10 protein-coding genes are annotated in these 14,141 nt (G+C 54.4%); 6 read left to right on the top strand and 4 right to left on the bottom strand.

Annotated elements, in window-relative coordinates; genetic code table 11:
- Positions 1-20: 20 nt before the first annotated feature.
- Entirely contained in the window at positions 21-677 is a 657-nt protein-coding gene (locus EYC82_RS00850) for an XrtA/PEP-CTERM system exopolysaccharide export protein (RefSeq protein ID WP_279247658.1), read from the bottom strand.
- Positions 678-887: 210 nt separating this feature from the next.
- Positions 888-2,651, bottom strand: coding sequence for an AAA family ATPase (locus EYC82_RS00845; RefSeq protein ID WP_279247657.1), 1,764 nt, complete (start codon positions 2,649-2,651; stop codon positions 888-890).
- Positions 2,652-3,038: 387 nt separating this feature from the next.
- Between EYC82_RS00845 and EYC82_RS00840 the strand changes: the two genes are divergently transcribed.
- The 4 genes from EYC82_RS00840 to EYC82_RS00825 all read left to right on the top strand — a co-directional run bounded on the left by EYC82_RS00840 (position 3,039) and on the right by EYC82_RS00825 (position 5,864).
- On the top strand, positions 3,039-3,464 hold the full coding sequence (locus EYC82_RS00840; RefSeq protein WP_279247656.1) for a hypothetical protein: 426 nt from the start codon (positions 3,039-3,041) through the stop codon (positions 3,462-3,464).
- 112 nt (positions 3,465-3,576) lie between these two features.
- Entirely contained in the window at positions 3,577-3,846 is a 270-nt protein-coding gene (locus EYC82_RS00835) for an HPr-rel-A system PqqD family peptide chaperone (protein ID WP_279247655.1), read from the top strand.
- Positions 3,847-4,767 (top strand): HprK-related kinase A, encoded by a 921-nt coding sequence (locus EYC82_RS00830; protein ID WP_279247654.1) that lies wholly within the window; start codon positions 3,847-3,849, stop codon positions 4,765-4,767.
- Positions 4,764-5,864: a nucleotidyltransferase domain-containing protein gene (locus EYC82_RS00825; protein WP_279247653.1), complete on the top strand. Its 1,101-nt coding sequence runs from the start codon at positions 4,764-4,766 to the stop codon at positions 5,862-5,864. The genes EYC82_RS00830 and EYC82_RS00825 overlap by 4 nt, the downstream gene beginning before the upstream one ends.
- Positions 5,865-5,929: 65 nt before the next feature.
- Here EYC82_RS00825 and EYC82_RS00820 read toward each other — a convergent pair whose 3' ends face one another.
- Positions 5,930-7,246, bottom strand: a complete 1,317-nt coding sequence (locus tag EYC82_RS00820) for a nucleotide sugar dehydrogenase (protein WP_279247652.1) — start codon at positions 7,244-7,246, stop codon at positions 5,930-5,932.
- A 284-nt stretch (positions 7,247-7,530) separates the two neighbouring features.
- On the opposite strand from EYC82_RS00820, the gene prsK reads away from it, so the two are divergent.
- Both prsK and prsR read left to right on the top strand, forming a co-directional pair.
- Positions 7,531-9,699, top strand: coding sequence for an XrtA/PEP-CTERM system histidine kinase PrsK (gene prsK, locus EYC82_RS00815; RefSeq protein ID WP_279247651.1), 2,169 nt, complete (start codon positions 7,531-7,533; stop codon positions 9,697-9,699).
- On the top strand, positions 9,696-11,051 hold the full coding sequence (gene prsR / locus EYC82_RS00810) for a PEP-CTERM-box response regulator transcription factor (RefSeq protein WP_279247650.1): 1,356 nt from the start codon (positions 9,696-9,698) through the stop codon (positions 11,049-11,051). Before prsK ends, prsR begins: the two co-directional genes overlap by 4 nt.
- 38 nt (positions 11,052-11,089) lie before the next feature.
- On the opposite strand, the gene EYC82_RS00805 is transcribed toward prsR, so the two are convergent.
- Positions 11,090-14,098 (bottom strand): tetratricopeptide repeat protein, encoded by a 3,009-nt coding sequence (locus EYC82_RS00805; RefSeq protein ID WP_279247649.1) that lies wholly within the window; start codon positions 14,096-14,098, stop codon positions 11,090-11,092.
- Positions 14,099-14,141: the final 43 nt, after the last annotated feature.

The following is a 14,141-nucleotide window of genomic DNA, read 5'->3' as shown; positions in this document are numbered from 1 at the left end:
CCGGCGGACAAGATACTTGCTCAGAACCAGGATTCCGCGATGATGACAATATCACCGGGCATAATCGAAAGGTTCGCAGAAATATCGCCCTGTTTGACCAGATCATCCAAGCGCAGGTTGTAACTAACCTCCTTGCCGTCAACGAGACGAATCAAGACCGATTTATTACCGGCCGCATACTCTGTCAGGCCACCTGCTGCGATCATTACGTCAAGCAATGTCATATGTTTTTTGTAGGTGATCTGCTGCGGATCAACCGCCTCTCCCATCACGCGCACGGACTGATCGGGAACGCCCTCAAAGCCGGTCACCGTTACGCTGACCACAGGTTGTCGAACATACTCAGAGTATGCCGCTTCAACATCACGGGCCAATTGCGTCGAAGTCTTGCCACTGGCCTGGAGGTCTTCGACCAAATGAGTTGTCAATTTACCGTCAGGGCGAACCGGACTGGATGAGTTCAATTCGCTATTGCCCCAAACGAATATGGCTATCTCGTCGCCCGGCCCTATAATATAGTCATAGTCTACCTCTACGTTGACTTGCGCGTCCGGCACAGGTGGAAGATCACCGCCAACGGCACAGCCCACAAGCAGGGCCGCCAATACTGTCACCAAGCCCGCTTTCATTCTGTGCAGAGCCCGCAACCCGGAAAACACCTCTTTATCAATTGTCATCTAACACTCCTTGGAAACACATGTTCATCGGTGGCCCATGCGATTTTACCATGCCACCCCCCACTAAATCACTGGCCAAAGCAATATTGTGACAAACATCACAATGAAACCAAGCTTTATACTAATAATCACGACTTTCCATCAATAACGCCCGCCCGTACTGCGAGCCTACACCCATAGATTAGTCGGTTTTGGTCATTTTTTCGCTATTTAACGACTTTTATTATCCAGTGTTATGTAGACCGACGCCGTCTCGGCCTCGAGCGCTTCGTCCGGCGTACTGAACGCACCGACGCGAGCACCCAATTTTTCATCCGTTCGTTTGACTCGATCCTCTCCAACACCCGCAGCAACGAGATAACGCTGCACCACAAAGAATCTTGCCGCAAACAACTCATCCGCGTACAGGTCTCCGGCGAACGGCGGCGCGATATAGACCAGGGATGCGGACTGGTCGCGCAGTATCGACACGACCTCATCCAACCTATCCCGGGCGTCCTCATCGAGCACACCAGTCAGTGGAGCGAACTTCACGGTCGCACGGTAGGGTGGCTTTACCGTACCGCCGGGAGCGACCGCGATTGCGCTTTCGGGCTCCGCTTGACCGACACTGACCAAACCAGACACCATGCGCTTGAGGGCCGGCGGACTGACGTCATACGCGACATATAGTAAGGCGAAGAGCACGACAAACACTACTATTGCACCGGACAGCCGCTGCGGCCATGCGCCGCGGTTGCGCTCCGCCCGACGTTCCGGCAAGCGCTGCCTCGGACGCGCTTCTTCCCCAGTGCGGCCCGTTTCACGCGTCTCCTGCGCGTCAGTTCGTTGCGTAACCGCAGCGGGCTCGGCCGCCTCGCTTTGCGGGTTTGTCGATGACGCAGGCGCACTACGTGGTACCTCCGGCGCCGATATTGCCTCCACAGCGGGGTCTGGAGACACCGGCGCAATGATATCCTGGGACGCAGGTTCAACGCCTGCCTCCCCTCCGTCGGCCCCGGCCAGGGGAGCTACTTCCTTATCATTGCCGGTGTCGCTGACGGGCGGAGGTGGTTCGGACGCAGCCTCGACAGCGCCCACCGCCGCGTCTGCGGGAACCGACACCCAGTCTGCTGCTTCGGGAGACTGAAAATCATGGGGCGAGAACTCAGTACCCGCGGCGAGGCCCTCCGTCTGCAGTTCGCCGATCACGACTGCCACGTCCTTTAGCTCAATAGTATGGCGGTCTTCCACACTGCCCAGCAAAAAAAGACGACTGCATATGAGGTTGATTCGCCGCGGCACTCCCTCACTGAACTTATGGATCAGAGGAAAAATTCCCCGCTCAATGGACGGGTCGCCCTTCCAGCCCACGACCTGAAGCCGGTGCATCACGTAGCCCTCGGTCTCCTCGGGGTCTATGCTGTCGATATGACTGGCCGCGACAATGCGCTGGTGCACCTGCTCCATTTCCGGCCGGAGTACCAGATCGCGCAATTCGGGCTGCCCCACCAGAAAGACCTGTAACAGAGGCTGGTTATCCAGCTGGATATTGGTCAGCAAGCGCAACTCTTCCATGGCGGACGGGGAGAGGTCCTGCGCCTCGTCTACGATAAGCAGCGCTCGCTTGTTGGCGCGATGCCAGCGATGCAGCAGCACTGTAAGTCGGTGCAACAGCTCCGCCTTATCGATATTAACGGAGCCGATCTCGAAACTATAGGCAACCGACTTTAGCAGATCATCCGCTTGCAACTGGGTGCAGACCAGATTCGCCACGTAGACATTATCCGAAGAAAGACTTTCGACCAGATCACCAATCAAGGTTGTCTTTCCCGTGCCCGGGCGCCCGGTAATCATGACAAATCCTTCAGCCCGTCTGTAGGCATACGCCATGTACGCGCCGGCCCTCGCATAACCCTTGTGCTCAAAACAAAAATGGTGATCAGGGCTGAGACGAAACGGCTCGGCTTGAAAATTGTAATATATTTCGTACATTTACGAGGGACCGTTAACTGCGAACCTCACTTTCACAGACTTCACTGGCCTTTGCAAGACGACGAACGCCGGGTAAGACAGGACAGGCCGCATGCCATTGGCGGGTATCAACACAGAGAATCTGGCTGCAGGAAATCAAGCCCCAAACCATGACCGCAACCCAGGCTTTAATAACTCTAAATTGCTGTTTTTATTGATTTTTATTATGCGACGATATGTAAGACCCCCGATGGCGGCCCCCTCCCATATGTGATCCAGCGCGCAAACCTGATATCTACAGGTGACCCCCCTTCCTTGTAATGATAAAATGTCCGAAACTGGTTGCACCGTCTCATCAATAGATACAGTCGGCGGTTGCGACGGATCCACGGATCTGAGGGGTATTGTGTGAGCAACGACGACAATAAAGATAGCAGTGCAGGCCCGGCAGACAAGCGGCCCGCCGATGCGACTCACGAAGAATTACCCAGCCAATCGCGACGGCGCTTCTCGCGTACAGCCCTCGCCAGCAGCGCTGTGCTGCTGTCTCTCGGCAACAGGACTGCCTGGGGCCAGACACCCCCCGGCTGCATGTCAGTCTCCACGCTGGACTCCTTCAACCCCTCCACCGGTATGTTTCAGTCAGCGCCAGGCAGTAGACCCGAGCACAACGAATCACTGGCGGGAGAGATTCATTATGTCTCTGCACCCGACGATGGCAACTATTTTGCCGAGGGCGTTGTTGGGACCGATGGTACGACCGTCTACTCTACATGTCAGGATCCTGACCTACTTGATGGTATCTGCCTGATAGAAGATAGCTCCTGTCCCTAATCGAGGCAGGCCTCGTCTTCAGCAGGCCCTGCGGCGAACATACGGACACATACAACCTCTGGCTGACCAACGGGCGGCTCAACACAACCCTCTATAAATTACGGCTGTGCGTATGAAGTGGCGAACTGAATCGGAGGGCAGATTTTATGACCCAGGAGAGACAACCGTCATCTACTACGACACGCGCAGCGGTGACACACATCTACTAACCGCTTTCGCGGCCCATGTGCTCCGCGAAATCCAGGCTGAATCTCTGTCACTGGCGTCGCTGATCTCTCGCATTGCTTCCGTGGTGGAAGCGGGCCAAGACACAGACCTGCAAGAAGCACTGGAGGGGGTGCTGTCAGAACTGGTGGCAATGGACATCCTGAAGCAGGAATAGATGACAATTCTGCGTCAACTGTCTCGGGACGAGCTCTCCACACGTCTCTCCGCCGACGGATTACCACTCAGGATAGGACCTTACGTCTACCGAATTCGCAGCAAGCTGCGCACTATCGAAGACGGTATACGGACACTCTATAGTGATTTCGAAATCGCTACGAATGACGACTTTGTAGATTACGACATTGCCCTGCAGCAAAATGGATTGCGGCAACACATACATCGCCAACTTGAGTTTCTCTTCGATGGCACCACACCGTTTAACCTGATTCCCCTCGGGCAAGCCTATGCTTTTCTCGAGTGGGGCATGAACTGGTGCGTATCAATTCACGCCAATGAGTACCTCAAGCTACATGCAGCGGCCGTTGCCCGGAATGACTCGGCCATTGTCATGCCGGGGATTCCCGGCGCAGGCAAAAGCACCCTGTGCGCGGCCCTCGGCCTAAGTGACTGGCGCATATTGTCAGATGAGCATGCCCTCATCGAGCCTGATTCTGGAAAAATCGTTCCACTATGCCGCCCGGTGAGCCTGAAAAACGACAGCATCGGCGTAATCAAATCTTTTTCAGCTGAGGCCTGTTTCGGGCCGGTGAGCGAGGAAACACATAAGGGCCGAGTCGCACACATGAAGGCCGATCTGCACAGCCAAAGTCACCAGAACCAGCCGCTGTCGACCACTGCACTGGTGTTCCCGCGCTACTCTCCCGATGACCCACAGGGTCTGAGTAAACGTCGTCGAACAGACAGCTTTCTTCTGGCAGCCTATCACTCGTTCAATTATAGCTTACTGGGCGACACTGGCTTTCACGTTATGAAGAATCTACTCGACGAGGTTGAATGCTTTGATTTGGTATATCGAGATATGGACTGGGCCGTCGACGCGATGAACACACTGGTAGAAGGCAGACACGGCGCATGAGCTTCCTTTTGAAAGATGCCCTGCTCAATCCTCAGTCAGTCCGCACACTGAACAACACTGAATTGAATCAGCTGCTGTCCCAGGCTCGCAATTCACGTCTGCTCGCAGCGCTCGGCGTGCGACTGACTGATTCCGGGGTACTTGCGTCGCTACCTTACGCAGCGAGCCGGCACTGGACCTCGGGTGTGGTGATTCACGAAAAGCAACGGCGTGACCTGCACTTCGAATGCGAAAAAATTCTCGCGGTACTGGCACCGCTTGGGGAAAAATTAGTGTTACTAAAGGGGGCCGCCTACATACTGGGAAATCTACCGGCGGGCCGTGGCCGACTGGTTACAGACATCGACATCATCACCCCGGAAGCAAGCCTGGCGCGGGTTGAGGCAGCCCTCAAACAAGCGGGCTGGCGCGGCAGCCCCATGAGTGCCTATGACGAGCACTACTATCGCAAGTGGGGACATGAAATCCCGCCACTCACACACAGAACACGCGGTACAACTCTCGATGTCCACCACAATATACTACCACCCACATCAGACGCCCAGGTGGATGCGTCGATACTGTGGGAGAATTTACTCGAGGTGCAAGCCGGTGTTTATACTCTGTCACATCAGGACATAGTCATACACAGCGCCACCCACCTGTTTCACGAAGGAGAATTTCATCATGGTCTCAGAGACCTGTGGGATATAGACCGCATGCTGCGTGATTTTCCGCGGCACGATAGCGACTTCTGGCACAGTCTGGTCTCGAGGGCGCAGTCACTGGGGCTTACCGGCTCCCTCTACCATGCCCTTAACTACTCTGGACAAGTCTTCAATACTCCCATACCAGAGGAGGTGTTCAAATCAGCAGAGACACCGTTGCGTCGCTTACGCAAACCAATCATGGATTTTCTTTTCAAAAGAGCGTTTACACCGGACCCTATGCAAAATCGCATACCCTTCAGAGATGTCGCCCTTTTTGCACTTTACATACGCTCACACTATCTCCGGATGCCGCTCTACCTGCTGTTACCGCATTTAATTCGAAAAGCCTGGAAAAAGCGAATGGACACCGACCACAGCGGGCTGAGTGCAGGAAAAAAAACGGGTTAGGTGAAACGCTCAACGTCGAGCTTAGCCACACCCGGTTGCGCCGCAGTGGAGTGCTTCGCGCCAACCTATAGACGCCAGACGGAAAGGTTCTGCGCGGCAAGGCCCTCTCTGTCCATAACAGATTTTATATCAATCAGGATTGCATCTTCACTCATCATGGCACCGAGATCTTCAGGCGCCAGCGCCAGATATTGAGCATGTGGCACCGCTAAAATGACGGCTTGGCAGTCTTTCATTTCATCGAGACTGTGCAGCTCTACACCGTACTCTTGCTTTGCATCCACCGGGTCGGCTAACGGATCATGAACAAGGATCTGGCAACCGTATTCATCCAACTCCGTTAGAATGTCCACCACTCGGGAGTTGCGCAGGTCAGGACAATTCTCTTTAAAGGTAAGACCCAGTAATGCGATTCTGGCTGAGCTGATGTTATGGCCAGAACGCGACAGGTGTTTAACTGTTTGCTCCGCAATGGACTTGCCCATGTTGTCATTAGTCTGCCTACCCGCAAGTATCACCTCCGGATGGTAGCCCGCCGCCTCGGCGCGGTATGTAAGGTAATAAGGATCGACACCAATGCAGTGCCCGCCGACAAGGCCAGGCCTGAAGGGTAAAAAATTCCACTTGGTGCCTGCGGCCTCGAGAACATCAAGCGTATCGATACCGAGACGATCGAATATCAGAGCGAGTTCATTCATGAGCGCAATATTCAGATCACGCTGCGTGTTCTCTATCACTTTTGCCGCCTCGGCCACCTTGATACTGGCCGCTCGGTGCACCCCCGCATGAATAATTCCGCCGTACAGTAAGGCGATTTTTTCAAGCGTCTCAGCGGTATCCCCCGATACCACCTTGGTGATAGTTTCCAGGCGATGCTCTTTGTCGCCAGGGTTAATGCGCTCAGGTGAGTACCCCACATGAAACCCATCGCGCTGTCCACCATCACGCCCTGACCAAGTCATGCCCGAGACACTTTCAAGCAGCGGAACACAGATTTCCTCCGTACAGCCGGGATACACGGTTGACTCAAAAATTACTGTAGCACCGGGGCGCATATGAGCACCGACCGCACGACAGGCGCCCTCTAACGGCGAAAGGTCCGGGCGTCTTGCCGTATCGATAGGAGTCGGCACGACCACGACAATGATTGAGGCGTCCGCCAGCCTGGCAGCATCACTGGTGAAATCGAGGTGAACAGCCTCCGCTAACTGGGGTGATCCCACCTCACCACTTGGATCATTTCCAGCCCGATAGTGAGTGAGTTTATCTTCATTCAGGTCCAGACCGATCGTAGGACGAACGCGTCCAAATGCGACCGCGAGTGGCAAGCCAACATAGCCCAAACCCACGATCGCCACAGTATCCAAATCTTGCTTAGTCATTCACTTCATCCCAGAACATGAAAACCCGAGCCAACACCCCATCGCAGGTAACCTCATGAACACACCCTGTATGCGTTCCACACAGCACGCGCATAGCTATAGAGCCCGCTCGATCGAGGCCACATTTCCAACAGCGCCAGGCTCTCGAGCGCAAAACTGTTATTCACCTTATTATTGTGAGCACCGCGTCCCACTTATTTATTGGTAGCATTTACACTACCGGAGCAGAAGTATAATGTTTCTGCAAAGGCATCGCTATCGCCTAACGTGACGTGGTACTCGAATTGTTAAGTTTAGATCTAGAGCCTCAGGCCAGCATAATCGGCAACATTGGCATATACAGCTACGGCACCGCCATGCTTGCCTACGCTATGCTGGTTATTCTGGCGTTCATCACACGGCGCACAACACCTATGGGCATGCCCCTGCTGGCCGCCAGCAGCCTCACCACACTCTGGGCCAGCGCTGTAACACTATCCCTGTTACTGACCGAGCCTAAATTCGAGCTGGTACGCCTTACGGAGGCCGCACGCAATGCCGCCTGGCTTTTTGTCCTGTTTAAATTCATCGGACAGCGAATTCAGGGCACCGACCATATCCTCACCACGTCGCGCTGGGTACTCTGGTTTTTCGCCTGCACGGCGATCATCTTTTGCTTCCTGTTCGGCGCCGTCCCTCTGGCCGAAGACATTCCCATTTTATCCAGTGCTGCACGTAAGGCTAGTTTCAGCATTTGGCTGGCCGTCTCAATTCTCGGGCTCTTATTGCTGGAACAGCTATTTCGCAACAGCAACGAGCATGAGCTTTGGGCGTGCAAACACCTCTGCGTCGGTCTCGGGCTATTCTTTACCTATGACTTTTTTATGTATGCTCAAGCGCTCCTGTTCCAGCAGCTGGATAAGGAGGTCTGGCAAGCCCGCGGGTTCGCCACCACTATGGCTGCCATTCTTATTGCCACTAGTCTGAGTCGCTGGGAACACGATAAATCACCAGATTACGTTACCTCGGATGACGAACCAGGCGGCCTGTATCTCTCTCGCCATGTCGCGTTTCACTCACTGACACTTATGGCTGCAGGCATCTATCTGATTACTATGGCTTTGGCGGCCTACTTCATTAGCTATCTGGGGGGGACATGGGGCGGCGTGTTCCAGATCGTATTCCTGTGCGGTGCGGGAATGATACTCGCTGTACTACTTTTCTCGGGACGCATCCGAGCGCGGATGCGCGTCTGGCTGAGCAAGAACTTCTTCAGCTATAAGTACGATTACCGGCTTGAGTGGCTGGAATTTACCCGAATACTGGCCAGTGAAAATATGGATGTACCCGAAAATATCACACGCGCCGTTGCAAATCTTGCGCAAAGCCCCGCTGGCATCTTATGGAGCCTCGGGGATGAAGGGCGCTTCGATCTCGATGCCAACTGGCAAATGCCTGCACCCCAGAACGCCATGGAACTGAGTCCGATAGCGGGCTGGCTGCGGGAAAACGAGTGGATAATTGATATCGACGAGTGGAAACTCGAACCGGATCTCTATGGCAACCTTCGAATGCCGCGTGAGTTAGCAGAGATTCCCGGTGCCTGGTTAGTCATCCCGCTGATATTCGGCGAAAGATTGCAGGGTATGCTGCTACTGCGGCGTGCGGACCAAGCGAGAGATCTGAACTGGGAAGACCGGGACCTGCTAAAGGTGGCAGGCAAGCAAGCAGCCATCCACTTGGCACAGCACCAGGCTGACCAGGCGCTGGCGCAGTCCCGACAGTTTGAAGCGTTTAATCGATTGTCTGCTTACGTTATTCACGATCTAAAAAATATACTCGCTCAATTATCTCTGGTTGTTGCAAATGCCCAGAAGCACAAGCAGAATCCGGACTTCATCGACGACATGGTCGATACGGTCAGCAATACCGTTAACCGAATGAACAGCCTCATGGCACAGCTACGCGAAGGCAATATGCCGCAGAAGCCGGGCGCGTTCAGTGTAAAACAATTGCTTACAGCCGTTGTGAAGGACAGCGAGCACCGATTGCCCTCCCCCAAACTGGAGGTCGAATGTGATAAAGCCACACTGGAATGTGATCGCGAGCGGCTACACTCGGTGTTCGAGCACCTGATCCAAAATGCCCAGGAAGCTACTGATGACAGCGGTTATGTGACAGTTCGCGTCAAGGGCACGGAGGGGGCCGCGCTCATCGAAATCGAAGACAATGGGGTAGGCATGAACGAGCAATTCCTGAGAAAAAGACTATTCAGACCATTCGATTCGACCAAGGGTTTGACCGGCATGGGAATAGGCGTATTTGAGAGCAGGGATTTCGTGCGCAGTCTGGGTGGCGATATCGAGGTAACGAGTAAGCCCGGCGAAGGAACCCTGTTCAAGGTGAATATACCCTGTTCTGCGCGCACTCCCGAAGCCACTGCAAAAGCATCACTAGAGGAAAATCTTTCGTGAAAAACGATAAGAAGCACCTGCTGGTTGTCGAGGACGACAAGGGCCTGCAAAACCAGCTACGCTGGGCTTTCGATGGATTCGAGGTCGCCGTCTCTGGCGACCGGGCAGAGGCACTCGCGCTGTTTAGGCGCCTACAGCCGGGTGTTGTATTGCTAGACCTTGGGCTCCCGCCTGATCCAGGCGGAGTCACCGAGGGTATGGCCACTCTTAGTGAAATACTCGCCTTGACACCAGAGACCAAGATTATCGTCGTAACCGGAGACGATGACCGCGGCAACGCGGTGAAATGCATCGCCCTGGGGGCCTATGATTTCCATCAAAAGCCCGTCGATGCCGAATTACTCGCTTTACTGGTGAACCGGGCTCAGCATGTCTATCAGCTGGAACGCGAAAATCGCAGGCTCCAAACCAGCGAGGCAAACATGCCACTCAAAGGCATCATCGCCATGAGCCCACAGATGCTCAAGGTCTGCCGCACCATCGAAAAGGTCGCACCCTCAGACATAACCACGCTCTTGCTCGGCGCCAGCGGCACTGGCAAGGAGCGCTGCGCCCAAGCATTGCACAACTTGAGCAGCAGAGCCGATGGACCGCTAATCACGATCAATTGCGCAGCGATCCCGGAAAACTTATTGGAAAGCGAACTCTTCGGATACGAGAAAGGCGCGTTCACCGGGGCGGCAAAACAAACTCCCGGAAAAATCGAGTACGCCGACAAGGGAACCCTGTTCCTCGACGAAATCGGCGACTTGCCTATGGAGCTGCAGTCCAAGCTGTTGCGCTTCTTGCAGGAGCGAGTGGTCGAGAGAATCGGTGGGCGCAAAGAGATCCCTGTCGATGTGCGCATTGTCTGTGCTACTCATCAGAATTTAGAGGCCCTGATAGCAAAAGATTTGTTTCGAGAGGATCTGTTTTATCGAATTAGCGAGCTCGTTCTCGAAATTCCGCGACTCAAAGACCGTGAGGGAGATGTACTTCTGTTGGCAAAATCTTTCCTCAAGGTCTGGGGCACCCAGTATAAAAGTGCCGCGGTCGGCTTCTCACAGGACGCTATTCACGCTATCGAATCCCATGATTGGCCAGGCAACGTACGTGAATTAGAAAGCCGCATTAAACGGGCAGCAATCATGGCGGACAGCAATCAGATTACCGTTGAAGACCTAGAATTGAGCGAAACAGAAAACGAACCGCTGCCCTTAAATCTAAGAGCAGTCAGAGAAGAAGCGGAACGCAGGGCCGTTCTCAGAGCGCTTAACCATAGCGATCAAAATATCAGCGACGCGGCAATTTCGCTAGGTATTACTCGGCCAACCCTCTACAACCTGATGGAAAAGCTGGAGCTAAAGGTCTGAAACAGGCTCATCTGCGTGATCGCGATAAAAAACAGCGCTCAGTCAAGGCTATCAAGATAAGCCCGAACCTCCTGGCGCTGGGGAAACTCCGCTGTGGTTGCAAGCAACTTTTCAAGAGCATCGATCGCGCCAGCTCTATCGCCAGACGCATGCATGATTTGCGCCTGATGAAATTGCATATTGGCGTTGTCCGGTGAAAGACTAAGAGCACGCTCGATAGAGCGCTTCGCTTCGACCACCTGCTGATTTTTCAACTGGGCCATGGCCAACGTGTCCAGCACAGCACTGGCACCACCAGAAAAACGCAACGCGTTCTCGGCATACTCAATGGCATTCGCTGGATCATCCTCCGTTAGGAGTAAGGCTAAATTATTCAGTGCTGCGACATGCGCAGGCATGCGTTTCAGGATTATTCGATACTGCGCCATAGCATCTTCTATCCTGCTCTGACGCATATACACTTCTGCGAGTTTCTCCCGGGCAACTAAATCATCAGGCCGCTCATCAAGCCATACTCTCAAATAACTCTCAGCACTTTTTAAATTGTCCTCTAGCATCAAATAGCCAGCCAAAGCGACGAGGTTTTCGGTCACCGCGTGTCTGTGCAGTACCTTCTCAAGCAGGGCCTGCGCAATAGCTGAATCGCCGCGACTGTCAGCATAAACCGCACTCAACTTCATTACATCGAGATTATTGGGCGCTATTGCTTCCAACGTTTCAAGCGACCGCCGGAAAGCCTCGGCATCTCCCTCGGCCAACTCCAGCCGTGCTGTGGCGAGCGTGGCGAAAAAGTGACCGGAGTCCAATTCAATAGTCCGTGCCAGTTCTGACAGCGTTCGCTTGCGATCGCCAAGCAACGCATAGGCCTTTGCCTTCAAATAGTGGTAGTGGGCGACATCAGGGCGCTCATTGGTTAAACGCAACAAATTCACCAGAGCCTGATCATAACGACCCCGAGTGATTTCCCAGGCCGCCATCGTTGCCAGCGCATCCAGATCCACACGCTGCGTTTCTGTCATACCACTGACAATCAAAGAACCCGCTTCCACTTCACCCAGCGCGAGTTGATAGCGGAGCTGCGACAGATAAGGGCCCGCCGCCCGTCTGTTGGCAAGCCGGGTTTCCTCCAGGGTCTCCAGCATGGCCATGGTCATACCCTGCTCTCCGTAAGTCCCCGCCAGCTCCATTCCGGATCGGCTATTCTCTGGATAGTGACTGAGAATCTCCTTGTAGTAGTCGCGCGCAGCGTCGATATCGCCGGCTGACCGCTCAAAATCAGCCAGCCCACGAGCAGCATCGGGATAGCCGGGACGCAGCGACAGCGCATTTTTGAATGCAGTGATGGCCGCGGCTTCCCGCCCACTTGCCTGGAGGGCCCGTCCCAGCAGGTCGTAAGCCACGGCACTGCTGGGGCTTCGCTTGCGATAAGCCTCAGCAGCAACAACAGCCTCCTCAATCCGGTCATGACGCAAATGGTTCAGCACCAGCAAGATATCAGCGCTCTCATAGCCTGGATCCTCGGACAGAATTTTCTCGAGGATAGTACGTCCCACCTGCTCCGCCACAACATAACGAACAGCAGTGGCCTCAATCCTGCCAGGCAGGGCGGCAACAATAGAACGCCAGCTGAAATCCCCGTTAAGCCTGCCGCCCTTTGCCGGTGCATCGTCGGGGGCTTGCGCTTGCTCATCCGTCGAATTGACTTTGCTGCTTATAGCCGGAGGCTCCTCCCGGGGCTCCATTGGTCTTAGGTAGAAGATTTCTGGAATATCTGCAAGATCAATATTTTCAGAACCAAGGTGGAGGTATGCTGACGCCAGCCGCGCCCTGATCACGTGAGAAGCCGGGTCAAGCTTCAGCAAGCGCGTGAGCGTCGCGATCTCTTCGTGGTATTGAGCCTGCCGGGACTGTGCTTGAGCATAAAGCGCCAGCGCTTCTTCATCATCGGGATAACGGCTGAGCAACCGATGCATCAGGTATTCCGCCCGCGCGTATCCCCCCAATGATAACTCGAGTTTCGCTGCCAGCTTTGTACCGGTGGAAGCACCGGGAATAAACCGCAGATACTGGTTGATATGACTCAACGCAAACTCAGGAGTGCCCTCCTCCAGGTCAAGGGCCGCCAGATAATAAAAAGTGAGTGGATAGTCTATCAGCGACTCGACTTTCATCAGGCGTTTGCGTGCTTCCCCCAGAGACTGGCCTTGCAGCTCCAGCAGGCCCCTCATGAAACGCCAACCGTCATTCGTGACCACCTGACGCTCACTACTCTCCGCACGCTTTGTCTCTTGCAGGGCACGGCGGTAGTTGCCGCTATAAACGCGCATAAGCAAGGCATTTAGCGAAGGGGCCATACTGTTCTCAGACAGATCTGAAACTCTCATATAAGCTTTCATGGCAGCAGCGGGCTGCCCCAGCATGCTTTGCACGTCACCCAATAGGTTCAGTGCCGGAACATAGTTCGGCAAGCGCTTGAGCTGAGCCAGCAATAGTTCGCGGGCCTCAGCATAGCCCTGCGTCTCTATTACCAGCCTTGCTTCGGCAACCGCTGCAAATGGGGATATTGCCTCGTTCTGCCGAACGGCATTCATCAACTCGACAGCAATGGGCATGTTGTCTCGATAAATCATGGACAAAGCTTTCGCCGCTTGAACGGTTGAGCGCCCCTCTGGCGCGAGTCCATTGAGCGTCAGCTCATCCAGCCGTTCAAACTCACCCAAAATCAACAGGGCTTGTGCAAGCTTGGGCGTAACGACAGAGGGCGCAGCTCCCAGCGCGATAGCCCTGTCTAATTTGTTCTCGGCGTCCGCATACTGCCCCATATCGAAAAGGGTCAAACCGAGAATCGTAGTGGCTTCGATGTTAGCTCGATCTTTTTTTAGCACGGCCTTCAGTGCGGTATTAGCCTCCATTCTTGTTTGGCGACGCATCATCACAATCTGGCCCTCGGCCTCCGCCAGCAGTGCCCGCGCCACTTCCATATGCTCATCGACAGTCGGCTCGCGGGAGCAACCCTGACCCATAAGAACAAGCAGTGCCCATGACAAGCCGGCAAGCCCTGATCGTAATCCGACCGGGAGCTGCTTATCT

Origin of the sequence: Candidatus Marimicrobium litorale, assembly GCF_026262645.1 — a bacterium.
Classification (GTDB): domain Bacteria; phylum Pseudomonadota; class Gammaproteobacteria; order Pseudomonadales; family Halieaceae; genus Marimicrobium; species Marimicrobium litorale.
The sequence above is the reverse complement of the archived record's forward strand: the minus strand, read 5'-3'. Positions and strand labels throughout refer to the sequence as shown.

Bases quoted from the DNA above. Each gene is read 5' to 3' on its own strand.
- EYC82_RS00850 (WP_279247658.1), bottom strand. From the start codon at position 677: ATGACAATTGATAAAGAGGTGTTTTCCGGGTTGCGGGCTCTGCACAGA.
- EYC82_RS00845 (WP_279247657.1), bottom strand. From the start codon at position 2,651: ATGTACGAAATATATTACAATTTTCAAGCCGAGCCGTTTCGTCTCAGC.
- EYC82_RS00835 (WP_279247655.1), top strand. From the start codon at position 3,577: ATGAAGTGGCGAACTGAATCGGAGGGCAGATTTTATGACCCAGGAGAG.
- EYC82_RS00830 (WP_279247654.1), top strand. From the start codon at position 3,847: ATGACAATTCTGCGTCAACTGTCTCGGGACGAGCTCTCCACACGTCTC.
- EYC82_RS00825 (WP_279247653.1), top strand. From the start codon at position 4,764: ATGAGCTTCCTTTTGAAAGATGCCCTGCTCAATCCTCAGTCAGTCCGC.
- EYC82_RS00820 (WP_279247652.1), bottom strand. From the start codon at position 7,246: ATGACTAAGCAAGATTTGGATACTGTGGCGATCGTGGGTTTGGGCTAT.